This is a genomic window from Coprococcus sp. LG101-27, from assembly GCF_027695515.1.
Taxonomy (GTDB): Bacteria; Bacillota; Clostridia; order Lachnospirales; family Lachnospiraceae; genus Allocoprococcus; species Allocoprococcus comes.
Genome location: NZ_JAQEUJ010000028.1, coordinates 1 through 23,990, shown reverse-complemented (window position 1 = coordinate 23,990; position 23,990 = coordinate 1). Strand labels below are relative to the sequence as shown.

Annotated in this window: 23 protein-coding genes; 14 read left to right on the top strand and 9 right to left on the bottom strand. The window is 45.6% G+C overall.

Annotation, left to right across the window (positions count from 1 at the left end):
- Positions 1 to 19 precede the first annotated feature (19 nt).
- Positions 20 to 943, top strand: coding sequence for a S1 RNA-binding domain-containing protein (locus PG766_RS14510; RefSeq protein WP_023921587.1), 924 nt, complete (start codon positions 20 to 22; stop codon positions 941 to 943).
- A gap of 495 nt (positions 944 to 1,438) precedes the next feature.
- On the opposite strand, the gene PG766_RS14505 is transcribed toward PG766_RS14510, so the two are convergent.
- The 9 genes from PG766_RS14505 to PG766_RS14465 form a co-directional block, all read right to left on the bottom strand.
- On the bottom strand, positions 1,439 to 3,895 hold the full coding sequence (locus PG766_RS14505; protein WP_243114164.1) for an ABC transporter permease: 2,457 nt from the start codon (positions 3,893 to 3,895) through the stop codon (positions 1,439 to 1,441).
- A 5-nt stretch (positions 3,896 to 3,900) separates the two neighbouring features.
- Positions 3,901 to 4,572, bottom strand: coding sequence for an ABC transporter ATP-binding protein (locus PG766_RS14500; protein WP_172676439.1), 672 nt, complete (start codon positions 4,570 to 4,572; stop codon positions 3,901 to 3,903).
- A gap of 95 nt (positions 4,573 to 4,667) precedes the next feature.
- Positions 4,668 to 5,921, bottom strand: a complete 1,254-nt coding sequence (locus PG766_RS14495; protein ID WP_005333534.1) for a sensor histidine kinase — start codon at positions 5,919 to 5,921, stop codon at positions 4,668 to 4,670.
- Positions 5,894 to 6,568 (bottom strand): response regulator transcription factor, encoded by a 675-nt coding sequence (locus PG766_RS14490; RefSeq protein WP_005333533.1) that lies wholly within the window; start codon positions 6,566 to 6,568, stop codon positions 5,894 to 5,896. Before PG766_RS14490 ends, PG766_RS14495 begins: the two co-directional genes overlap by 28 nt.
- Positions 6,569 to 6,793: 225 nt before the next feature.
- A complete protein-coding gene (locus PG766_RS14485) occupies positions 6,794 to 7,177 on the bottom strand; it encodes a hypothetical protein (RefSeq protein WP_226850873.1) in 384 nt (127 codons plus the stop codon).
- Positions 7,178 to 7,232: 55 nt separating this feature from the next.
- Positions 7,233 to 7,466: an LPXTG cell wall anchor domain-containing protein gene (locus PG766_RS14480; protein WP_005333531.1), complete on the bottom strand. Its 234-nt coding sequence runs from the start codon at positions 7,464 to 7,466 to the stop codon at positions 7,233 to 7,235.
- 61 nt (positions 7,467 to 7,527) lie between these two features.
- A complete protein-coding gene (locus tag PG766_RS14475; RefSeq protein ID WP_022415592.1) occupies positions 7,528 to 7,857 on the bottom strand; it encodes a DUF1648 domain-containing protein in 330 nt (109 codons plus the stop codon).
- An 85-nt stretch (positions 7,858 to 7,942) separates the two neighbouring features.
- On the bottom strand, positions 7,943 to 8,656 hold the full coding sequence (locus PG766_RS14470; RefSeq protein ID WP_005333529.1) for a hypothetical protein: 714 nt from the start codon (positions 8,654 to 8,656) through the stop codon (positions 7,943 to 7,945).
- Positions 8,657 to 8,811: 155 nt separating this feature from the next.
- Positions 8,812 to 9,123: a helix-turn-helix domain-containing protein gene (locus tag PG766_RS14465; RefSeq protein WP_179960461.1), complete on the bottom strand. Its 312-nt coding sequence runs from the start codon at positions 9,121 to 9,123 to the stop codon at positions 8,812 to 8,814.
- Positions 9,124 to 9,571: 448 nt separating this feature from the next.
- Here PG766_RS14465 and PG766_RS14460 point away from each other — a divergent pair, with 448 nt between their 5' ends.
- The 13 genes from PG766_RS14460 to PG766_RS14400 all read left to right on the top strand — a co-directional run bounded on the left by PG766_RS14460 (position 9,572) and on the right by PG766_RS14400 (position 23,925).
- On the top strand, positions 9,572 to 9,949 hold the full coding sequence (locus tag PG766_RS14460) for a hypothetical protein (protein ID WP_005333524.1): 378 nt from the start codon (positions 9,572 to 9,574) through the stop codon (positions 9,947 to 9,949).
- An 18-nt stretch (positions 9,950 to 9,967) separates the two neighbouring features.
- Entirely contained in the window at positions 9,968 to 10,678 is a 711-nt protein-coding gene (locus PG766_RS14455; RefSeq protein WP_005333522.1) for a hypothetical protein, read from the top strand.
- 15 nt (positions 10,679 to 10,693) lie between these two features.
- Positions 10,694 to 11,602, top strand: coding sequence for a hypothetical protein (locus PG766_RS14450; RefSeq protein WP_005333520.1), 909 nt, complete (start codon positions 10,694 to 10,696; stop codon positions 11,600 to 11,602).
- 1 nt (position 11,603) lies between these two features.
- Positions 11,604 to 13,295, top strand: coding sequence for a lysozyme family protein (locus PG766_RS14445; protein ID WP_005333517.1), 1,692 nt, complete (start codon positions 11,604 to 11,606; stop codon positions 13,293 to 13,295).
- 10 nt (positions 13,296 to 13,305) lie between these two features.
- Positions 13,306 to 13,926, top strand: a complete 621-nt coding sequence (locus PG766_RS14440; protein ID WP_023921583.1) for a DUF5038 domain-containing protein — start codon at positions 13,306 to 13,308, stop codon at positions 13,924 to 13,926.
- Positions 13,923 to 17,120, top strand: a complete 3,198-nt coding sequence (locus tag PG766_RS14435) for a TraG/VirB4 family ATPase (RefSeq protein WP_023921581.1) — start codon at positions 13,923 to 13,925, stop codon at positions 17,118 to 17,120. The genes PG766_RS14440 and PG766_RS14435 overlap by 4 nt, the downstream gene beginning before the upstream one ends.
- Positions 17,121 to 17,176: 56 nt before the next feature.
- Entirely contained in the window at positions 17,177 to 20,809 is a 3,633-nt protein-coding gene (locus PG766_RS14430; protein WP_023921579.1) for a VaFE repeat-containing surface-anchored protein, read from the top strand.
- 67 nt (positions 20,810 to 20,876) lie between these two features.
- The gene (locus tag PG766_RS14425) at positions 20,877 to 21,239 is read left to right on the top strand and encodes a hypothetical protein (RefSeq protein WP_040015509.1); all 363 of its coding nucleotides are present in this window, start codon (positions 20,877 to 20,879) and stop codon (positions 21,237 to 21,239) included.
- 62 nt (positions 21,240 to 21,301) lie between these two features.
- Positions 21,302 to 21,577, top strand: coding sequence for a hypothetical protein (locus PG766_RS14420; protein ID WP_008373818.1), 276 nt, complete (start codon positions 21,302 to 21,304; stop codon positions 21,575 to 21,577).
- A 160-nt stretch (positions 21,578 to 21,737) separates the two neighbouring features.
- Positions 21,738 to 22,157 carry a DUF3268 family zinc-finger domain-containing protein gene (locus PG766_RS14415; RefSeq protein ID WP_005333505.1) on the top strand — a complete coding sequence of 140 codons (420 nt, stop codon included), beginning with the start codon at positions 21,738 to 21,740 and terminating at the stop codon, positions 22,155 to 22,157.
- Positions 22,158 to 22,170: 13 nt separating this feature from the next.
- Complete coding sequence (locus PG766_RS14410) at positions 22,171 to 22,758, top strand: sigma-70 family RNA polymerase sigma factor (protein ID WP_005333504.1); 588 nt, start codon at positions 22,171 to 22,173, stop codon at positions 22,756 to 22,758.
- Positions 22,759 to 22,778: 20 nt separating this feature from the next.
- On the top strand, positions 22,779 to 23,465 hold the full coding sequence (locus PG766_RS14405; RefSeq protein WP_005333502.1) for a hypothetical protein: 687 nt from the start codon (positions 22,779 to 22,781) through the stop codon (positions 23,463 to 23,465).
- A 13-nt stretch (positions 23,466 to 23,478) separates the two neighbouring features.
- On the top strand, positions 23,479 to 23,925 hold the full coding sequence (locus PG766_RS14400; RefSeq protein ID WP_005333500.1) for a hypothetical protein: 447 nt from the start codon (positions 23,479 to 23,481) through the stop codon (positions 23,923 to 23,925).
- Positions 23,926 to 23,990: the final 65 nt, after the last annotated feature.

Genomic DNA, 23,990 nt, shown 5'->3' with positions numbered 1-23,990 from the left:
TTTGAAAGGAGACACTATGATGCCAAACGAAACAACCAACACACCTATTTTAACTCTGGATTCCGATGCGAAGCTGGAAACAGCCCAGTCCATTTCAGACCTTACCTGGCATGAGATCCAGAATGCCTACCGTACCCGCCGGATCTTAACCGGAATGCTTGGCGGTATCGAGAAAACAGAAAACGGCAGCCTCATTGCCGTGGTTTACTACAAGGATTTCCGTACTGTCATCCCAGTAACTGAGATGATGATCCATCTCATGCAGGATGAAGCACACGATTATGGGGAGCTTGCTCTGCGGCAGAACAAAATCCTCAACAATATGCTTGGATGTGAGATTGATTTTCTGATTAAGGGATTAGATCCGAAGACACGCAGCATTGTCGCCAGCCGGAAAGAAGCGATGCTGAAGAAACGCCAGATCTTCTATCTGGATAAAGATGCTTCCGGAATGCCGAAAGTTTATGAAGACCGTATCGTGCAGGCAAGAGTCATTGCTGTTGCGGAAAAGGTAGTCCGGGCAGAAATTTTCGGTGTGGAAACCTCCATTCTTGCCAGAGACCTGTCCTTCGACTGGATGGGTGATGCCAGAGAACGCTTCCAGGTAGGCGATCACATCCTGGTACGCATCCTGGATGTGCGGGCAGACTCACCGGAGCAGGTCATTGTCCACGCAGATGTCAAAAGTGTGGAAGGCAACACCAGCAAGGAAAACATGAAAAAATGTAAGATTCAGGGAAAATACGCCGGAACTGTGGAAGACATCCATAAAGGCACCGTCTTTGTCCGGCTCTCCATCGGTGTCAATGCCATTGCCCACTCCTGCTATGACAGCCGGACAGTCGGGAAAAAGGATCAGGTATCCTTTGTGGTGACGCATATTGATGAAGAGCGTAATGTTGCCCTCGGCATCATCACCCGCATCATCAAGCAGACCATATAAGGCTTCCACCTTATTTTTAAATAGCTTTTTTTCATATACAGCACCAATTAGTCCAGCAAATACTCACGATACAGCTACATAAGGTGACAGAATAAAGTATTTTTCAGACCATTACCTTATTGTACTGAAAACGGTAACGTGTTATACTGATTCGGTATTACTGAACCGGAAAGACGGATGCATTTCGATTTTGCCCTCTAGTATCCAAGGAGGGTGATGCCCATGAATACAATGGAAGTATTGACTTTACTATTGGTAATTTTTGCGGCTTTGACTTATATAGATCGACATAATAAGAAATAGCATCCACGACCCTAGGAAAGTTTTGGATGCTATGACTTATACATAGAATATAAAATTTAACTGAGGGCATCAGATTTTGCATCTGAATACCTTTCTTGAGTTCATTATACACTGGGGGATTTGAGAAATCAAGTCCCCCTTTTTATTATGACATTGATTAGTATCTGCATTAAACATCAGAAATTTATATTCTTACTCACTGAAACGAATTCTCTCTATCAATGAATCTTTCCTTACTGACTTTGCAATGAATATTGCCAATAACATCTGTATCACAAACAATGTTAAAATTATAATAATAGCTGCTGTTACCGGATAATGGTATGTGCTGATATCAAACATTCCTGTACGCTTTGCATATAAAAACAACGGATATCCTGCAAGACTTCCCACTCCGATACTGATAATAAGAGTGCCTACTGTATAGAATATACCTTCCAACTGGAGCATCTTCATCAACTGACGGTCCGACATTCCGATTGCCTGCATCATGCCAAGCTCCTTTTTTCGCACATGGACACTATTGATCATTGTGTTAATCAAGTTCATAATGCTGATTGCTGCCAGAATGATGATAAATGCATAACATGCACCTCTAGTCATCTGTATGGCATTTTCCCATGTATCGTACTCATTCTTCCAGGTACGCATCTGCAGTCTGCCTGATCCATCCACAATAGCCTGTAGAGATGCTTCCAGTGCCTCATCATAATCCTTATCTGCAATCACCTGAAAATAGCTGGAAGAATTATTTATGGTAAGTTTCTCTGCCCCTTCTTTTGCCATGATAAGACAGTTATAGTTTGTCAGACCTCCTCCATATTCACCAATTGCTGCCACTTCAATCTCTTTTTGAAAGGTATTATCTCCATCATGAATATTGAGTTTCAGCTTATCTCCCACTTTAATATCTGGATACCAGTGAAGTAGCGCGCGGTCCAGAATCACTTTATCCCCGGATTTCAATTCCTCGTATGTGACATTGCCTTCAGTGATTCCTTTTTTCAGCTCTTCTGCGTATTCTTCCGGCACTCCATTGATAAATTCGGTTCCAATTTTTTCTTCAAAAGGTCCTCCTGATACCTTCAACGCGGTAAACACATCTACCCGCTCAACACCGTCAAGCTCCTCTATCTGCTGCTTTAGTCCTTCATTTAATGGATTATTCTTTTGAACCTCCGCCCATTCATATTCAGGATGCTCTTTATTCCCGGATTCCACAATTGGAGAAATCTCATATTGCCCCACAATCGAACTCTTTGCACTTTCCATCGGATTTGCACAAGACAGCACCGTTGCTACCATCATGACAAATATTCCGGTAACGGCCATAGATACAATCGTGATAGTACTCTTCTTTTTATTCTCTGCAAGATTTCTCTTGGTCAGTCGTCCGATATTCAGAAATTGATATCCCTTCCTGCTGCTTTTCTGTCGCTTACTGCCTCCCTGGTAACGCATAGCTTCTATTTCTGATACCTTCGCCGCCATACGCATAGGCTTCATCAGTGACAGATACACTGTACACAGAGTCACTGCAATTGCCAACAGATAAATCCACCAATAATAAAGTTGGACTTCTCCTTTAGCTACAACCTTGTATGCCTCTGTTATAAGTACGTTTGAATCCTTTGCATGTTCTACAAACTGGAGAAGTACAACTTTCACAGCAACTGTTCCGATCAAAAGTCCTATCGGAATGGCAAACAACGCCACTCCCATTCCCTCTCTTAGTACGATTTGTCTAAGCTGCCGTTTCGTAGCCCCGATTGCCTTTAACTTTCCAAATTCCCGAACCCTCTGGTTCATAGATACATAATAAACACTATAAATTGTGATAATGCCCGCCAATACAACAATAAGCATGATTCCTACAATCACCGGAATTGTAGCCGGATCCACATAATTTGCTGCAAGATACTCTTTATTAATATTCATGTCATCCTCGGAAATCCCGAACTGTCTGGCAATATTCTGTATCGTCTCTGTATAATCTGCAGTCGTATTTCCTTTCTGTCCATTCACCTGAAGTAAAAACCGATATTTCACCTGTTCTACCGGTATCTCCGCTTTCAGAAAGGCCTCTGAAACCAATGATGTATATTGTTTTTGTTCTTTGCTGCTCTCATTATCTGCTAAAAAACCACAGATTCGAAAGTCTTTCTCCTTCGTATAATCCAGTCCGTCATCTTTCAGAATCTGATAAGGTACTGTGATAGTGTCACCGATTTTCCCATTCTGTCCTAATGCTTCCAGTATTCCTTTTGAAACCACAATATCATTTTCTTTCTGCGGAAGTTGCCCCTCTTTCAGCTTCACTTTATAAAGTTCCATCCCTGTTCTGTCCATATACATCATGGAAACCGTCGCATCTTCCAGATTCATGTACCCCGCATCGCTGCGGAGTCCGTAAGTTTTCACATCATGATGTGCCGCCAGTTTCATAACTGTACTCTCGTCCACGTTCCGATAAAGGGCATGCCATGTTGGATAAATCTTATTGATTACCGCAAAGTTCACTTCCACCATATCTTTTCCGATTGATGGGATTACGAACAGCAGTAATGTTGTCAGGATAATGGCAATTCCAATCAGTATGTTTTTGCTCTTATAATGCCGCATATTGCAATATGCAACTCTGGTCGTCATCTTCATTATCTTCTCACCGCCTTGCCATCTTCAATGATAATCATTTCATCCGCCATCTGGGCAATCGTTTCATCATGGGTAATCATGATAAGCGTCTGCCCGAAATCCGACACGCAGCTTTTCAATAGGCTCATAACCTCTAGCTCAGTCTGGGAATCAAGGTTTCCAGTCGGCTCATCCGCCAAAATTATCGCCGGTCTTGTCACCAATGCCCTGGCTATCGCAGTTCTCTGTTTCTGTCCACCAGACAAAGCAGACGGCATCGCATCTTTCTTATCCTGCAGTCCGATTTTTTTGAGAATATCTTCCACTTCCCGCGGCTTTACCTTGCGATTATCAAGTCCCAGCGGAAGAACGATATTCTCCCACACATTCAGCGATGGAATCAGATTAAAATCCTGAAAGATAAATCCTATCTTCTTTCTTCGAAACTGTGCCAGTTTATCATCTTTTCGAGAATAGATATCGGTTCCATCAATCCATACTTTGCCGGAATCCGGTCTGTCAAGCCCTCCAATCAGATGCAGAAGTGTAGATTTTCCGGAGCCGGAACGTCCTACGATAGCTGTAAACTTGCCTCTCTCTATCTGTAAACTTGTATGATCCACGGCTCTCACCTGATTCTCGCCTTCTCCATAATACTTTACTAGATCTTCTACTTTTAAAATACTACTCATATCTTCAAGTCCCCTTTCCATTTCATACCCCTACTATAACATTCCTGCATTACAAAACCCTTACAACAACCATAACAGTTTTGTAAGGGTTCCGACTATTCTCCTATTATGAGCGGCAGTGTCACTTTAAATATCATACCTTTCTCAGCCTTTCTTTTGGCTGCTATTGTCCCCCCCTGTTCTTCTATGATCTTTCTGGCAAGATACAGACCGACACCCGCTCCGTCTTTTACCTGTTCCTTTGCTTTCCTTCCCCGGTAAAATCTCTGATAGATCTTATGCAGTTCCTCCGCAGGAATGCCCATTCCTTCATCTTCTACTTCAATAAGCACATTGCTTGCTAGCTCCTGCGTCCTCACTGTAATCGTTGTATGTTCCGGTGAATATTTGACTGCATTCTCAAGGATATTCGTTAATGCTTCTACCGTCCATTTTGAATCATGGTTCACAACTATATCATCATCCATCTCCACCTGAATGGAAATATCTTTTCCTCTTGCCTTCATATAAATCTGACTGACAGCCTCTGTTAGCGTTTTCTTCAGGCTTTCATGAAGCGAATGTATCTGGATCATATGTGTTTCCAGCCTTGAAAGATTTACCAGTTCATTCAAGAGCTGTTCCAGTTTGGTAAGTTCCTGTGATTCCTGCTCCAGAAACTCCCTCTGTTCTTCTCCTGTAACCCGATTTTCTGCCACCAGCTCATGACTCATCCGGAGTGATGCAAGCGGAGTCTTCAACTGATGGGAAATATCTGTAATCAGACTCTTCGTACCATTTTCTTCCTGCTCCAGACGTTCCTTCAAATCTTCGAAATATTGCCCCAGCTCCTTTACAGATTCCCACACCTTTAACCATTGTTCCGATTCTGATGTTTCTTCAGGATATGTTTGGAATTTTCCTTTTCTGAATTCCTGCAGACATTCATATAATTGCTGTAATTGTTCCTCATCACCGTATCTGCTCCAGTTTTTTCTTCGGTCCAGGTACAAGAACAGGCTACATACTATGACTCCCACTAGTAATCCAATTCCCCAGATAATCCTTATAACCACATCTGAAGATCCACTCCCTGAGTGATAACCATAAGTTTCTTCCAGCATCTGTACGACTCTTTCTATCTTCTGATCGTCCCGGTCTCTTATAAAATCTACTGTTCCTGACTTTTCCCAGATTGCAACTATTTCCCCTTCCAGTTCAGGATGTTCTGCAAGGAGCAGTGCTATCTGCGTTGCTTTCGCATTTTCCTCATACTTTGTTATCAGATACATTCCTACTGTAAAAAATACTGCAAAGATTACATATACGATAAAATACCGTTTTAATTTTTGTTTACCTTTCCGGTCCATATATATCCCAGTCCTCTCACATTCGCTATCTCTTCTGTTCCAAGTTTATTCTTCAGTCTGCTTATATTGACAGTAACCGTATTATCATCGACAAATTGACCGTCTATATCCCATACATGCTCCAGGATACTTTCTTTTGAAACAATCTGTCCTGCATTCTCCCAGAGATACAGCAACAGAGAGAATTCTTTCTTACTTAAAGTAACTGGTTCATCCCCTTTATACACCTGCATCGTTTTCATATGCACCGTAATCTCTCCGGAAGACATAATCTGTGCCTGTACCTTAGAAAGCCGTCTCATCAATGCGTTCACCTTCGACACCAAAGCCATCAGTGAAAATGGTTTGGTAATATAATCATCTGCCCCTGTATCATAACCATTTACAATATCTATTTCCTGATCCAAAGCCGTAAGATAGATAAGATATGTATCTCCACCTGCACGTACCATCCTTCCAAAATCCAGTCCTGTACCATCCGGCAATGTAATATCGCTGATAACAAGAGCATAATCTCCTTTTTGAAATGCTTCTTTTGCTTCCTTTATTGTATAAACCTGACGAACCTCATACCCTTCCCGTGAAAGTAACAGGGCAATTCCCCGATTTAGATTCAAGTCATCCTCCAGTAATAATATTTTCTGCATCAAATACTCCACCTCTATTTGTAATAACCTGTTCTTTTATCATATCAGTCCTATCTTTTGTCTACAATAAAAATAAAATTAACATACATACTTTTCCTTCATATGTTCAAGGATTTCACCGGATACTGCTTCAGAAATCGATCAATCCATTTCTGATTGCTTCTCTGTAACATCCGAAGTCTGGATAAAAGCTGTAGACAACTGCAGCTCTATGTTACTAAAGTCCTATCCATCAATACAGGAGTTATAGAATGCCGTGAAGATACCGTCAAATTCCATTTCAATAATATGTAGGCTGTCCATTGTGTGCTCCAGATAAGTCAGTGTTCCTCTATCCAAATCTATACTCGGCTTTCCTAGTGAGTTTGCTATTACATCTGGATTTGTAATTCCAAACATCTCCTTTATATCCGGCATAAGATAATCCACGATATCCGGCAGCCTTTTCTCATACGCCTGTGCCAGTTCAACTGCATGCTTCTCATAATCGGAATGTATACTGTCACAGACAAATTCAATCCCGTTTATTTCCATCTTATAGTAATCATTATTCTCATCATAGACAAACGCTGTACCCTTACTTTTTTTATTTTTTTCCAAAATCCCCATGATATATCTACACTTTCCCGGTTCTTCCGCCATACACAGTCTAAAAAACTGTAACTTAATGCTTACGTTTGTAAAAAATAACTCCTGCCAAAATCAATAAAATAATTCCAACTACAATCATAAAAATAAAATTATCACCATTTAACTTCCCTGCTATGAAAATAGAAGTCGGGCCATCCGCACCACCAATAACAGAAACGGCTGTGTTTTCTTTCTGCTTCAGTACAATGCCAATGACTGCCAATACAATTCCTAAAATTCCGGCTATGATTCCCAATCGCTTTTTCATTGCTACCACCTCAAATCATTTTTATCTGCTCAATCAAATGTAAATTGTTATGCAAGTATTTCTATGCAAATGAAGCATAGATAACCCATATTTCTGCAAACATTACCAATAAAAGTACACCATCTATCATCCAATTAAACTGAATGTCCGTTAAGAAAGTTTTTGAATGTGTCAGGCAATATTTTACTTTTTCTCGTCCAGTCAAAAAAGTGATAAGCACTTGTAATATAGGAAATAAAAATATTTGTATTTTTCTTCCATAATCATCCGCAATCCCATTTGCAAAATGTACTGGAATAATACTCGGTAAGAAAAATATACTTACAAGAGCAAGCAAAAATCCTATTATACAAATTATCCATGTGAATTTTCTAGTATTGATAAATTTCATAACAATCCTTCTTTCTGCTAAATTCAAGTTTTTCCAATACATAACACGTACTTACATTATACTCCTCACCAATGCAAACCTCAATTTATTCTCCATCCTTTTTCCCGTTATTAAGCTTCGGGCAGTAAAATGCCTTTACTTCCACCCCATCTTCCTCCGACTCAATTTCCACATAATAATCCCGGATAAAGTATCCCGCATTATGCTCCTGAATGGCGTACAGCTCCAATGTCTGAAAATCCACCAGTACCAGATCACGGGGCTTGGGTTTTTGCGTTTCCTCACAGAATACCTCCATGCTTTCCACCAGCTTATCCAGGCATTCCTGACACAGATGGTTCTGTACTTTTTTCACATCGAAGATACTATCTTCCCCGTAATCCACCGATACTTCGGAAATCCCGTAATCCGACATCTGCTCCGTATGGAAAAAGCAGCCGCCTTCTCCTGTCCCGGTATAACCCATATGCCCGTTTCCCTGCGGGCCGGTAAGATTCCCGTCCTCATCATGATTCCGGATATGCATATCCATCACATACCAGTGATTGGTACAGATCACTCCCAGATCGTCAAACTTCCGGAAATAATCCATCATACTCCGTTCATCGCTTCCACACAGCCAGCACTGTTTTGGATCTTTCAGCTTGCTTTCTACTGATTCAGGCACCTTTCTTTCTACCGGGTGATATTCCTGCTCCTGTGTTTTTTCAAGATAACCTGTCAGATCCAGCCGGCTGATTCCCAGTCCGATCAGAATTCCTGACGCACATGCCAATAATCCCACATATCCCTTTTTCATATTATAGTCATCCTTTAAGAATTAGTTTTATAATGCTTTTAGGATTACTATATCAAATCTTGCAATCACTTTCATCATAAATCGCATATTTTTATGTGTTTTATTGCATATACAGCTTTCAAAAAAACTGCCTGCGGCAATTTCGCAGACAGCTTCTATTTCATCATCTCTTCAATTATCACATCCAGCATCCGAAGCACGCTTTCCTGCTTCTTCGGTGTGAGCCTTTCCAGCTTTCCTTCCACTACAGAAGTATGTTCCATTCTGGTAAGAGGAATCACTTCCTTCAGCACTTCATTCGGTTCCGCACCTAATACATTCAACAGCTTTACAAATGTTTCCATCGTAGGTGTTTTCACTTCCCGCTCAATCGCACCCAGATGGTTGGTACTGATATCCACCAGTTCAGCCAGTCTCTCCTGCGTAATTCCTGCCTCTTCCCTGTACCTGCGGATTGCCTTTCCCATTCCTTTCACACGCACACCTCCTCCTTCCAGTATTCACTAACGCTTAAAGCATTAGTCATGTAAATCCAGTATAATTGGTTGCAAATCACGCTTACAGTATCCATAAGGATTGCATTTATAACGCTTTTAGCGTTGGTCACATTTTTGGCACTCCATCGTCTGTAACTGGCACAGTCCTGCGATTGTAGCGGTAATTTACCCATGTTAAAATTGATATTGTCAAAATTATATGCAGAACGAAACGCAGCACTGCCGTATGGGAAGCCTCTCCTGCGGCAAATAAGCTGCGTTTTTTCTGTAAGATAGGAGGATCTTTACAATTTCATACTTTGATTTAGGACGCAGCCTGCATTGACCGGGCTGCGTCCTTTCTTGAGGCAGGAAAACCATAAGCAAAGGCAGGGGAGGTAATTCTCCTGCCGCTCTTATAAAAAGGAGGTACTTTTACGTGAAACACAAACTGAAAAACGCTCCGCCGGACACAAAACGGCATGTCAATTATGGCAGATGCCTGTATGCTGCATTTCTGGCTGTCACAGTCCTCTGCGGATACACACAGCCGGTTTTTGCCGCTACCATCTGGACCAAAGCCAATGAGATCATGAAGGATGTCTATAACCAGATTATCCTCATTTCCACCATTGCTGCAGTCGTAACGGCATCGGTTGCCCTTCTGATGATGAATTTTTCCAAAAGCGGAAAAACCGTGGACGAATCACGTGCATGGCTCAAGCGTATCGTCATTACCTGGGCGATCTTAAACGGGCTTGGCTTTATCATGGCTTACATCACCCCGTTCTTTGCAGGCGGAAAATGGAACGGATAGACGAAAGGAGATGCCACTATGGGAATACTTGACGGAATCGTGGAATGGATTGCCGAACAGGTCATGAACATTCTGGATCTGATCACCACTTCAGTCCTCGGTGCTCTGGGCTGTTCCATGGATACGTTTCTTCGCTACTTTCCTGCTGCCGAGACCATGTATCAGGTCTTTCTGGCACTGGGCATCGGGCTGATCCTCTTAAACTGGGTATGGCAGCTCTTTAAAAATTACTTTATGGGAGCCGGTATCGAAGCGGAAGATCCCATTAAGCTGTCCATCCGTTCCTTCCTCTTTATCTTTCTCACCTTCTATGCGAAAGATATTGTGGATCTGCTCCTGAAGATTTCAGGAACACCGTACAACTGGATTCTGACGGAAGACCTGCCGCCTTTAAAATTTGCGGATTTTAACTCCGTAGTCACAGTCATCCTGGGAGTCTGTGCAAATGGGGCGGTAGCCATCATTGCACTGATTCTGGTACTGATTCTGGCGTGGAACTACATCAAACTGCTCTTTGAAGCGGCAGAACGCTATATTCTTCTGGGGGTACTGGTCTACACAGCCCCGGCAGCTTTTTCCATGGGTGCCAGCCAGTCAACCGGAAATATCTTCAAAAGCTGGTGCCGGATGCTTGGCGGCCAGTTCTTTTTGCTTCTGATGAATGCGTGGTGCCTGCGGCTGTTTACTTCTATGGTCGGCACCTTCCTTGCCAATCCGTTATCCCTATAAGAAAGGAGGACCAAAATGAAACTTAGAAAGAAACTCATACCATTCCTGGTACTAACTGCCTGTCTGGTACTGTTTTGCTCCATGCCGGTCTTTGCAGCGGAGCTTACGGAAGCAGACGTGGAAGCGGCAGTTGCCAGTCAGGGAAAGGAAGCGGTAACCGGAAATGTCTTCGTCTGGTTCCTGTGTGCCATTGCCTTTTTAAAGGTATCCCAGAAAATTGATTCTTTTCTGGCATCGCTTGGCATCAATGTCGGCAATACCGGAGGAAACATGATGGCTGAACTTCTGATTGCAGGACGGAGCCTGACCGGTTCCATGCGTTCCCATGGTGGTGGCGGCTACCACAAAGCCTCTTCTCCCGGAAGTGCGGCTGTCGCAGGAAGCTTCCTATCCGGCGGGCTTGCCGGGGCAGTGGGAAGACAGGTACAAAGAGAAGCGGTCAATTCCGCAACCGGTTATACCGAACACAGCAGTATCGGAAACATGCTCTACCAGTCATCCCTGAACAAAGGCGGAGACTTTGCCAATCAGGTCATCAGCAACATTGCACAGGGAAATTACGGTCAGGTAGGTTCCATCAAGGGAGCAGACGCACAGAAAGCCTTTACTTCCTATATGGGCATCAATCCGGGCGGCGGTTCTTCCTATGATAATGTAGAAATCGGTGGCGGAAGGATCACCGGTACCGAAACCGGAAGCTCCGGAAACCGGGATTTTGCCCTGTACCATGCCGACCAGTATGCAGCTCCTACTCAGGGCTCCTACTCTACGGTACAGTCCGTGGATGGTTCCACCTGGTACAAGCAGTATGCACAGGATACGGTCGAAAAAACACCATATACTTCCGGCAGCGGCAAAGTAGCCTACAATGAATCCATTGTCCAGAAACTGCCGCCAGCCCCACAGCGAAAGGAGCGTATGTAACATGCCAAAAACAGCCTTGATGGGCAGTCCTCTTGCTGTCATCGGTACAGTATTCCGGCACAGGCGCACCCTTGCGAAAACTGGAGCAGCCGTCGGCGGTGTACTGATGCTTCCCATTCTGTTCCTTGTCATGCTTCCGGGACTCGTCTTCGGAGACCTCTCTGAAAATACCGGAGCACTGACCAGCAACACGGTAATCAGTGAAAATATCCGGGCTTCCAATCAGGCAATCGTGGAGGTGCTTCAGGAAAGCCATGATGCACTGCTTGCTAAGATCAATGCGGAAATTGCCAGACTCCCGGAAGGAGATACTGCCTCTATCAGCGATCCTTACGCTTCCAGTATCATCGTAAATGCGAACCAGCTCATCGCACAGTTTTGTGCCAGCCAGGATGACTATAAAAATATAAATATCAGCAAACTCAAAAGCCTGATCCGGGAAAACGAGGACGGGCTTTTTTCTTATGACGTTACTTCAGAAACGGCCACGGTGGAAGTTCCGGCGGAAGAGGAAAATGCACCACCCAGAAAGGTTACTTTTACCCGCCATACCTACACGGTCAGCTATGCCGGAGATGCCTACTTTGCAGATCACGTCTTTCATCTGACCGATAAGCAGAAAAAAACGGCAGACAGTTATGTGGAAAACCTGACCATGTTCTTTGGCGGCTCCGCTTCCGGTCTTGCCATGGCGGTAGGTGTCAGCGATGAGGTGCTGGCTTACCGGGCTACCATCCAGCAGGTCGCACAGAAATACGGCATGGAAGCTTATGTGGAACTCCTCATGGCAGTCATGATGCAGGAAAGCGGCGGGCGTGGAAGCGATCCCATGCAGGCGGCAGAAGGCGGCTTTAATAAGAAATACCCCCATGTCCCCAACGGCATCACCGATCCTGCTTATTCCATCGAATGTGGGATTCAGGAATTAAAGTATGCACTGGATAAAGCAGGATGTACCGGACCTACCGACCTGGACCGCATCAAGCTGGCGCTTCAGGGTTACAATTACGGCTCCGGCTATATCGACTGGGCAATGGAACGTGACGGCGGTTATACCAAAGAAAACGCCATTGCTTATTCGGATATGATGTGTGCCCGTCCGAACTGGCATTATGACCGGTATGGGGACAAGGAATATGTGGAGCATGTTCTCCGGTATTATCAGATTACCAATACCGGCGGAAGCTATCCGGCAAACGGAATGCAGATTCCGCACTATCTCCAGACCGATTACGGGAACATTCCTTATGGCGGCGGCTCCATCGCATCTTCCGGCTGCGGGCCTACCAGCTTTGCCATGATCGCCAGCTACCTGACCGGGAATACCATTACCCCTCCGGATGCGGTGGCATGGTGCGGGAATTCCTATTACAAGCCGGGAGTTGGAACCTACTGGAGCTACTTTCAGGCTGCAGCCAGTCATTTCGGCTGTGGCAGCGTCACACAGACCAGCAATGCCAATACGGTACTTCAGGCACTCTCCGAAGGCTGTCCGGTCATCTCCTCTCAGCGGGCAGGACTTTTCACCAGCGGCGGACACTTCATCGTACTCCGAGGTGTTACGGCAAACGGCAAGGTACTGGTCAATGATCCCAATGACAGTGACGCAAAGAACTATATTAACCGTGAATTTGATATGATGTCGGAAATCCATGCTACGGCAAATGCCTACTGGATCTTCGACAAAAAATAAAGGAGCCATTATGAACAGAACAAAAGTGATTCTTTCCATTTTTCTGATGCTGTTTCTGCTGCTTGCCGGACTGGTTCTCCCCAGTTTCTGGAAAAGCCAGAAAAAAGAAGCTTCCGGAAACAAAGGCAGGGAACCGGCAAAGGAAACAACAGAAACAAATTCTGATACCCCCATGCCGGAATATCTGGATTTTGATGCTTTAAAAGCATTTTTCTCCGACAGCCAGATTGCTTCTCTCAAAGGGCAGTTTCCTGTCTACCTAAAAGAGTATGTCAAAAAAGAACAGACAAGCATCACCTTCCTGCCGGAAAAAACCAGCTACCCTACCGAAACAACCGTCTGCCTGATGTTTTCACTTTCCGATCAGGATACGCTTCCGGTTACCTATCACACCCCGACGGGTGTGTTTTTATTTGGAGAAGACGGGGTACAGGTCTCTGCAGATACGACTGTTTACGAAAAGCAAACCGATGATTCCCTGCCGTCCCTGACTTCGCAGGACATTGAACACCTGCAGGAAGGCGGGTATCCGGATACTTCTGACAGCCCGGAAGCTCCGGACACAGAATCCGGCAGTGCCTCTGTGCCTTCCGAAGATGCGAAAGATACGAAAAAGGAGGTGCAGCCATGACACAGCCAGAAGAAACACCGGTTTCCTTTATCCCTTCCAACTTCATTGAGAAAGGCAAGATCCTAAACGGAACTTTTGACATCCGCAATGCCATAGAAAGCATTGTTCTTTCCCTGGCAATCGGTATCCCTGTTTTCCACCTGCCGCTGTCCCTGACTGCCCGCATCATCATTCTCTGCATGACCGCACTTCCAGCGGCAATGGTAGCCCTGATTGGAATCGGCGGGGAGAGCATCACTGCCTTTTTGATGAATGCCCTGCGTTTTGTAGTGAACCGCAGGGTAATCTGGAGGTCCGACAGTCTTCCGGAAGGAAAGCCACGCAGGAAACCACGTTTCAAAGAGCCAAAGACAAAGAAACACCGGAAAGCAGAAAAAATGGCAGAGCCTTCCAAAGTAATGGCATCGGCTCCCCCACAGTCTGAACCGGACGCACCAGCTCCGCCAAAAAGTAAAAAAAAAGAACACCGGCAGTTTGATACCTCCACCAAGCGGGGCATCAAAAAACAGGCAAAGGAAGATATCCGTTATCTGAAGTGGGAGCAGAAAGAAGCCAGCCGACAGAAAAAAGAGGCGGCGAAACAGATAAAAATACAGAAAAAAACGGAAGCCCGGAGACGAAAGGAGGAAGAAAAACGGGCAGTTTCCGAAAAGCGGGCTGCAAAAAAAGAGCAGAAAAAAAAGGTGGTTTCCAAGGAGGACACCTCATCTGCCACGTCAAAACCCGTTTCCCGGAAAAAGCGAAAGAAAGACCAGACCTTGGAGGATTATCTTCCGGTGGAAAAAATCGCAAACGGAATCGTCTATACCACAGACGGACGGTACGTGAAGATCCTGGAGATTGAACCAATCAACTTTCTGCTTCGAAGTGCCAGGGAACAGCAGGGCATTATCTACAGCTTTATCAGTTACTTAAAGATCAGCCCTGTCAAACTCCAGATCAAGATGATCTCCAAAAAAGCAGACATCAATAAGCATCTGGAGCAGTCCCAGCTGGAGCTGGAGCGGGAAACCGATCCCCACTGTCAGGAACTGCAGCGTGACTACATCCAGTTTGTCCAGAACTTAAGTTCCAGAGAAGCAGTATCCAGACGGTTCTTTCTGATCTTTGAATATGAACCATTCAACGCAAACCGAAAGGAAGAGGAACGGGAAATCCTTGCTGCTCTTGAGACAGCCTCCCAGACCGCCAAAACCTTTCTATACCAGTGCGGGAATGAAGTGGTCTCCCATGACAATGAGGATGAATTTACTACGGATGTTCTCTACACCCTTTTAAACCGTACCCTTTGTACGGAGGTTCCGCTTTCGAACCGGATCAGCACTGTACTGTCCGCCTATACAAAGGAAAATCGCATGGAGGAACTGGATCACATCCGGATCAACGAGTTTCTCGCACCGGAAAGTGTGGATTTCAAGCACTCCCATTATGTGCAGATCAATGGGCTTTACCATTCCTACCTGCTTGTGCCGTCTGACGGCTACAAAAACCGGGTAACTCCCGGATGGCTGTCACTCCTTGTCAATGCCGGGGAAGGGATTGATATTGATTTCTTTCTCCAGAAACAGCCAAAGGACAAGATTCAGCAGCGTCTCGGTCAGCAGATCCGTATCAACCGTTCCAAATTAAAGGATGCGTCCGATACCAACACTGATTATGACGATCTGGATTCTGCCATCCGCTCCGGATATTTTCTGAAGCAGGGACTTGCCAACAACGAAGATTTCTATTACATGAATCTTCTCATCACCATTACTGCTTCCACGTTGGAAGAACTGCAGTGGCGGATTCAGGAAATGAAAAAGCTCCTGATCTCGCAGGATATGAACTTACACTCCTGCTACTTTTTACAGGAGCAGGGATTTTTATCCTCTCTGCCGCTGGCAAATCTGGACAAGAAGCTTTTTAAGCTGTCCAAGCGGAACGTACTGACTTCCGGGGCGGCAAGCTGCTATCCCTTCGTCAGCTACAGTATCTGCGATGATAACGGAATCCTCTTTGGGGTAAACAAGCATAACAATTCCCTGGTCATTGCGGATATCTTTGATTCCAGGCAGTACAAGAACAGCAACATCTGTATCTTAGGCTGTTCGGGAGCAGGAAAGACCTTCACCATGCAGACCATGGCACTAAGGATGCGAAGAAAAGGCATCCAGGTGTTCATCATCGCTCCGCTAAAGGGACACGAATTTTACCGGGCTGCAAGGAATGTCGGCGGAGAATTTATCCAGATCTCTCCTGCCAGTAAGAACTGTATCAACATCATGGAAATCCGGAAGGTAGACAATTCTGTAAATGAACTGCTGGACGGACCGACACTGGATGCCTCCGCACTGGCAGGCAAGATCCAAAGGCTTCACATCTTCTTCAGTCTGCTGATCCCGGATATGTCCCATGAGGAGAAGCAGCTTCTGGATGAAGCCCTAATCAAAACCTATGCCAGAAAAGGGATTACACATAAAAATGAATCCCTGACAGATCCGCAGCATCCGGAGCAGTACAAAAAGATGCCCATTCTGGAGGATGTCTACAATGTCCTGCTGGAAAGCGAGGATACCAAACGTCTGGCTCATATCCTGAACCGCCTGGTTCACGGTTCTGCTTCTTCCTTTAACCAGCAGACCAATGTGGACCTGACCAATAAATATACGGTACTGGATATCTCCGAACTGACCGGTTCCAGCGATCTTTTAACGGTCGGCATGTTCGTTGCCCTGGATTATGTCTGGGATAAAGCGAAGGAAAACCGTACCGAAGAGAAAGCCATCTTTGTCGATGAGGTCTGGCAGCTCATCGGTGCATCCAGCAACCGGCTTGCAGCGGAATTCGTACTGGAGATTGCCAAGATCATCCGTGCTTACTCCGGAGCCGGCATCTTTGCCACACAGGATTTAAACGACTTCTTTGCTCTGGATGACGGGAAGTACGGCAAGGGTATCATCAATAACTGCAAGACCAAGATTATCCTGAACATGGAGGATGAAGAGGCACAGCGGGTGAAGACTATCCTGCATCTATCGGAAACAGAAGTAATGAACATCACCCATTTCCAGCGGGGCAACGGTCTGATCTCAACCAACAACAATAACATCACTGTGGAATTTAAGGCTTCCAATCTGGAAAAGGAGCTGATTACCACAGATCGGCAGGAGCTTCTGGAAATCCTTGCGAAACAGAAGAAACAGGCTGTGTAACTTTTGGCAGCACTGACGCTGCCCTTTTCATTTGAACTTCAAGAAGGAGGAGACTTATGTTACAGACATACAAATCCTATACCAGACGGACGCTGGCTATGCTGCTGGCAGTCCTTGTCGCAGTCGGCGCATTGTTTTCCGGCAGTTTTCCGGTTCATGCAGCCGACGGCACCATCAGCTATAAGGCAGGTGCCAATATCCCTTACGGCAGCTATTTTACCTCCCGCATGAGCTTTGACGGGAGCAATACTGCCTACTGCGTGGAACCACTGAAGAAAACACCTTCCTCTGGTTCCTATTCCTATGACCTTTTAAGCCAGAACTCCCCGCTCAGAAAAGCGCTCTACTACTTAAACGGCGGTTACGGCTACGATAAAGTCGTCAAGGATAAATATTTCAGTGGCTGGAGTGATGATAACAGCTATGTCATCGGACATCTGGTTGTCGCTTACATCTATGCCGGTAATTCCGCTGACACCGGAGCTTTCCATGGCGCCCCGCAGTCCTATATTGATAAAGCACTGGAAGTAGCCAGTGCCATTCAGGGACTTCCGAACCCGCCGGAAGGCTTCCGGGCATTCATCGTTCCGGGACAGGGCAGCCAGACCATTGCCGGAAGCTGGTATCAGGTTCCAAACGGCTGGATCGAACTGAAAAAATCTTCTGCCAACGGAAGCGTATCGGACGGGAATCCGAATTACAGCTTAAAGGGTGCTGTGTATGGGATCTATCAGGGTGAGAAGCTCATCCAGAAACTGACCACTGATGAAAACGGGTATGCCAGATCCGGCGAACTGGAGGAAGGCGATTATACCATAAAAGAGCTCTCTGCTTCCAAAGGCTACATTGTAGACACCAAAGCTCACAAAGTCACCGTAAAAGCAGAACAGACTTCTGCTGCAAACGTAACAGATATTCCGCAGAATAATCCCATGAATCTGGTGCTTGAAAAGCTGGATGCCGAAACAAAGAAAGCCTCCCCACAGGGAGCAGCTTCCCTTGCAAACGCAGAATTTACAGTCAAGTTCTATACCGAGCAGTCTGACAGTGATCCTGCGGAAGCTGGAAAGAAACCGGCACGTACCTGGGTATTAAAAACAGATGTTTCCGGAAAGATGCATTTTACCAAAGATTCCTTTGTAAGCGGCGATGCCTTTTACTATACCAGTGATGGCAAGACCGTCTGTCTTCCGCTCGGTACCATAACGGTACAGGAAAGCAAAGCCCCTGCCGGATACCAGCTCAATCCAACTGTCTTCGTACAGAAAATTACAGGTGACGGTAAGCAGGAAATGGTTTCGGTATACCAGTCTTCTACCATAGAAGAATCTGTCATCCGTGGCGGAGTGAAGATCCAGAAACGTGACAGCGAGACCGGAGAAGCAAAACCGCAGGGTTCTGCCACTTTGGAAGGTACTGTCTTTGCGATCACTACGTTAAATGAAAATCCGGTATTAGTAGACGGAACATCCTACACGAAAGATCAGGTTGTCCTTACACTTACTGCCGATAAATCCGGTTCTGCTGCAACTGCAAAAGATGCTCTCCCATTCGGACATTACCGTGTGGATGAAACAACTGCACCTTCCGGTTATCTGAACAGCGGAAAGATCTCTGTAGAATTTGACATCACAGAACAGGGAAAAATCGTGGAACTGACTGCAAAAGACAATTCCATCTCCAATCAGGTCATCCGCGGGGATCTGGAATTTGTCAAGATTGCTGACGGCAGCCAGAACCGTCTGGCAAATGTGCCATTTAAGATCACTTCCAAAACAACAGGCGAAAGCCATGTGATTGTGACAGATGCCAACGGTTATGCCAGCACTTCCTCCAAATGGAACAAACATACCGCAAATACCAACCGGGGTGAGTCTTCGGAAGACGGCATCTGGTTCGGCACCTCCAAACCGGATGATTCCAAAGGCGCTCTCATTTACGATACTTACACTCTGGCGGAACAGCGTTGTGATTCCAACAAAGGCATGGATCTTTTAACCTTTGAAGTCAAGGTTTATAAGGATTCTGTTCTGATACAGGTTGGAACTCTGACCGATGATGCCATTGAGATCGGCACGACTGCTCTGGATGCCGAGACCGGTACACACATGAGCCAGCCGGCAAAAGAAGTGACCATTGAAGACGTTGTGGAATACGAAGGACTGAAAAAGGGCCAGAAATACAAACTGACTGGAACCTTAATGGATAAAAAAACCGGGGAACCAATCCTTGTGGATGAAAAACCGGTGATTTCTGAAACTGAATTTACTGCAAAGAAATCCTCCGGCTCCGTCAAAGTAACCTTTACCTTTGATGCAACTTCCTTAAAGGGAAAAACAACCGTTGTCTTCGAGGAATTATATCAGGATGAGATGCAGCTTGCAGTCCATACCGACATCAACGATGAAGACCAGACCATCTATTTCCCGGAAATCAAGACTACTGCGAAAGATGCGGACACGAACTCCAATATTTCCTGTGCAAAGGAAGAAATCACGCTGGTGGATACGGTTTCCTTTAAGGGGCTGGTTCCTAACCAGAAATATGAAGTGACTGGAACTCTGATAGATAAAGAAACAAAGAAACCAGTCGAAGCAGACGGAAAACCGGTGACAGCAAAAGCATCCTTCAAGCCAAAAGAATCCGCTGGTACGGTAGATGTTACCTTTACCTTTGATGCCAGCTCCTTAAAAGGGAAAACAGTAGTTGTCTTTGAATCCCTGGCTTACAAAGACAAGGAAGTTGCCGTACACACAGACATTGCGGATGAAGGACAGACTATTTACTTCCCGGAAATCAAAACCACTGCAACAGATGCTGCTTCCGGCACACACTATGCAAAACCGGAAAAAGAACTGACACTTACAGACCTTGTGGAATACAAAAACCTGATCCCAGGCAAAGAGTACAAGCTGACAGGAACACTCATGGATGCGGAAACCGAAAAACCTTTCGATGTGGATGGCAAAGCTGTGACTGCAGAAACAAGTTTCACTCCGGAAGAAGCTAACGGCAGCGTAGAGCTTTCCTTTACCTTTGATGCCTCTGCACTTTCCGGAAAAACGCTCGTGGCATTTGAAACAATGACTTTTGAAGATCACGAAGTAGCGGTACATGCGGACATCAAAGATGCCAACCAGACCATCTACTTCCCGGAAATCAAAACCACAGCCAAAGACGGCAGTGACGGGGATCAGGATGTCTCTGCTTCCAAGGAAGCGACTATCGTAGATACGGTCACTTATCATGGTCTGATGCCTGGATCTGAGTACAAAGTCATCGGAACCCTGATGAATAAGGAAACCGGAGAGGCTTTGTTAAAAGACGGAAAACCAGTTACCGCTCAGGCAGAATTTAAAGCAGAAAAAGCTGGCGGCTCTGTGGAAGTTACCTTTACCTTCGACGCTTCTGCTCTTGCCGGACAGGATGTGGTTGTCTTTGAAAAGCTCTACTATACAGACGGAAAAACCGAGCATGAGATTGCTTCCCATGAGGATCTGAAGGATGAAGGTCAGACCGTACACATGACGGAGCTTCCGAAAGAACCGGAGACGCCTCCGGTAGCTCCGCCTGTAAAGACCGGCGATGAGACGCCGCTTCTCCTGTATGCCGGAATCGCCATAGCTGCACTTGCAGGTGCAAGTGTCCTGGGCATCGTTTACTTCAAACGCAAAAAGAAACATCAGTAACTCATAACGAAGACTCCTGCAGGCAGCTCCCACATGGAACTGCCTGCTTCTTTAGTAGGTGATGAATATGAAACACCCCCACTGCAAGACAGATGCCAAGCACATCCGTCATTTTCTGAACCTCTGTGAAGGGAACTGGCACTCCTGTATCTACGTCTGGTGCCGCACTTGTAACGCACAGGAAAGCTGTGAGAACTCTGGCTTTTTATTCCATCCGGATGAAACGGGAAGCCCCTGCATCCTCCCTCTTTCAGATGCAGCGCTTTTGTTTCCCCGGATACCGGAGCCAACCGAATGTACCGGAAGCATGAGCATTGCTGCTTTTACAGAGCTTTATCTGCCCTATCTGGCCGCTCAGAAGCTGCCTTTAAAGCCATGTCCCATTCCGGCACTGCTCCGGCTTCAGGAGAACCAGCAATATGACTGGTAACAAAAAGTTGCACTTTCAGGCTCTTATACGTACAGGATATGTAAAGAAAGGAGGCACTGCCTATGTTAAACGTAATTTCAATCATCCAATGTATCGATCAGGTCTTTACGAACCTGATATTTATTCCCATGATTTTTGTCCTGTATGTGAAATTCCGTCCGAAAAAGCCATGGACCAGAAGGCGCAGGAACACTTACCTGCTCTGTCTGGTACTGATCAGCTTATTCCTGCTACGGATTTTCTGTGAGAAGTTCATCTTTACACCGGTTAATTATCCACGTTTCACAGACAGCGGCTTATTCCCGCTCATCCGAGCAATTTTCTATCCCGGCATCTGAAAAATGGGGATTCGTGCCATTTAGTCCGAATCTGGGATCAGTATCCGCTTGCGTCCTATGGGAATTCATCACCTGCTTACTTACAATATAAGTATACAGTACGTACTGGTTATTCACGTACACGTTACGTATCGTGTATGTACAAGCGAGGTGAAAACAGATGAAGAAACCAAAAATCATCCGCTGCCCTTACTGCGGCGGAACAGCAATATTAAGAGATGCATCCTTTGTATATGGAACGCATTCTCATGGCGGACAGGTTTATGTCTGCTCCCACTATCCATCCTGCAATTCCTATGTCGGGGTACATCCGGGAACCAAGATACCAAAAGGAACGCTCGCCAACCGGGAGCTTCGTCAAAAGCGGATTCAGGCACATCGAATTTTCGATCAGATCTGGCAACAGGGCATCCTTTCCAAACCGGAAGCATATCGCTGGGTGGCAGATAAGTTCTGTCTGACAGATAAGCAGGCTCACATCGGACAGTTCAGCAACTATATGTGCGACCAGCTCATTCGGGAATCCGCAGATGTTTTAAAGAACAACCATATTCCCTTCCGCCTCCGGGCAGCCAGCTGAAAGGCGGTGATTGATGATGACCTTACCACTAAATAAAAAGCAAAAACAACTGGTGGAAAAATCCATGGATCTGGTTCCGATCATGATTCGTTCCATGACCCGCACCGCTGCCTATGTAACTGAGGAAGAACAACAGGAATTATGTCAGATTGGATATCTGGCTTTGTGCCGGTCGGCTGTCGGATTTGAGGAAGGAAGATCATTCCAGCCTTATGCCAAAACTATCATCCGTCATGCCATCTTTGACTACTGGCGGAAAATTGCCCGTGACCGCTCCATGCTCTGTTCTCTGGACGAAGCATCATCTGAAGATGAACATCTCCATTATCGTGATTTGTTTTCCTACGAGGATACACAAACAACTCACCCGGAAAAGGACACAAACCAGACCTTGCTTCTTGAGCATTTAACCCAGCTTGGCACCGGACAGTCCTCAACTATTCAGAAGGGAATTGTAGCCCTCTATCTGCAACAGCAGGGATATACCAGCTTTGACTTGGCAAAACACTACCAAGTACCAGCCAATCGTGTACGGGCATGGCAGAGCAAAGCACGGAAACTATTACAGCAGGATGATGCACTCTATGCACTTCTGACTTAACCTTGAAGGAGGGAACTTTTATGCTGACACTTTATACTGCTGTCGGAACCTTAAAATTTCAAAAAACGACAGGCGGAAAATCCATTCCTCTTGTAATCAACGATGGACAAGAATATGGACTATCGGATGACGAGCTGCTGCTCTGGAGCTGTCTTGCCTTCCAGATTCTGACGCTCCATGAACTCCAGGATGCCTATACCCTGCGCCAGATACAGAAAGAAGGTCCGAAAGGCTTATCCTTCCAACACTATCTGAACCGACTTTCCTTACGCGGTCTGGTTGTAAGCGGAATTGGACTGACAGGGGTGGATGCCTTATATCGCCTTCTCGGCAGTCTGACCATTATTCCCTTGAAGGATACCTTTCCCATCCGGCTCTTTGGCTGCGTTCAGCTTTATCTGGAAGGAACTATTGGTGCAAAAGAGTTTGGCAGATATTTAAAGAAGAAACCCTCTTCACCGATGGAAGATACCATTCTGAAGCTGGCTGATAAGGTATCCCTCACGACCGCTGAGCTTGTCACAAGTATGGAGCAGGAAAAAGTAATCCACAACGAATCGGATATTATGGATGAGTTATACACAGAACCGGAGACAACTTACCAAACACTTGTGGATGATGTCCAGATTCACCATACCCAGTATCCAGTGCTGCAGGCTATTGCTAATTTGTACCTGAATAAACAAATCACATTTCATACATGTTAAAGGAAGGAACCTTATGCCAAAACCATTTTTCACAAAGCTGGTTGCCATCAGTGCAATCGGCTTTTTCTGTGTACTTTTTGGGTGCATCTTCGGGATCGCCACCCATGACCGGCTCTTTATCCTCATGAGCCTCCTCATCGGAATCTGCAGCATCTTGCGTGCACTCAGTTTCTACCACCTGATCCATACACATGCTTATCTGTCACTGGACGTAAGCTGCACGAAACGGGAACAGACACTCTTCGGGAAAAACCAGCAATATTGGTTTGCCAGTGATAACGGAAAGGAATACGCCTTCTCACTGGAAAAGAATATCAAACTCCTAGAGGGACATCGGTATCGGCTGTACTTCCGGAAACCACAGCAGGGAACAGGGCAATCGATGCCATGTGCCGGAGATATTCTCGGATATGAAGAACTCACCGATCAACTGCCGGAACTTCCGGATACATCCGTTTAGATAGAAAATGAGCCGCCCGTACTGTGATATGCTACCCTCATATAGGACAATGAAATATAAAAGTC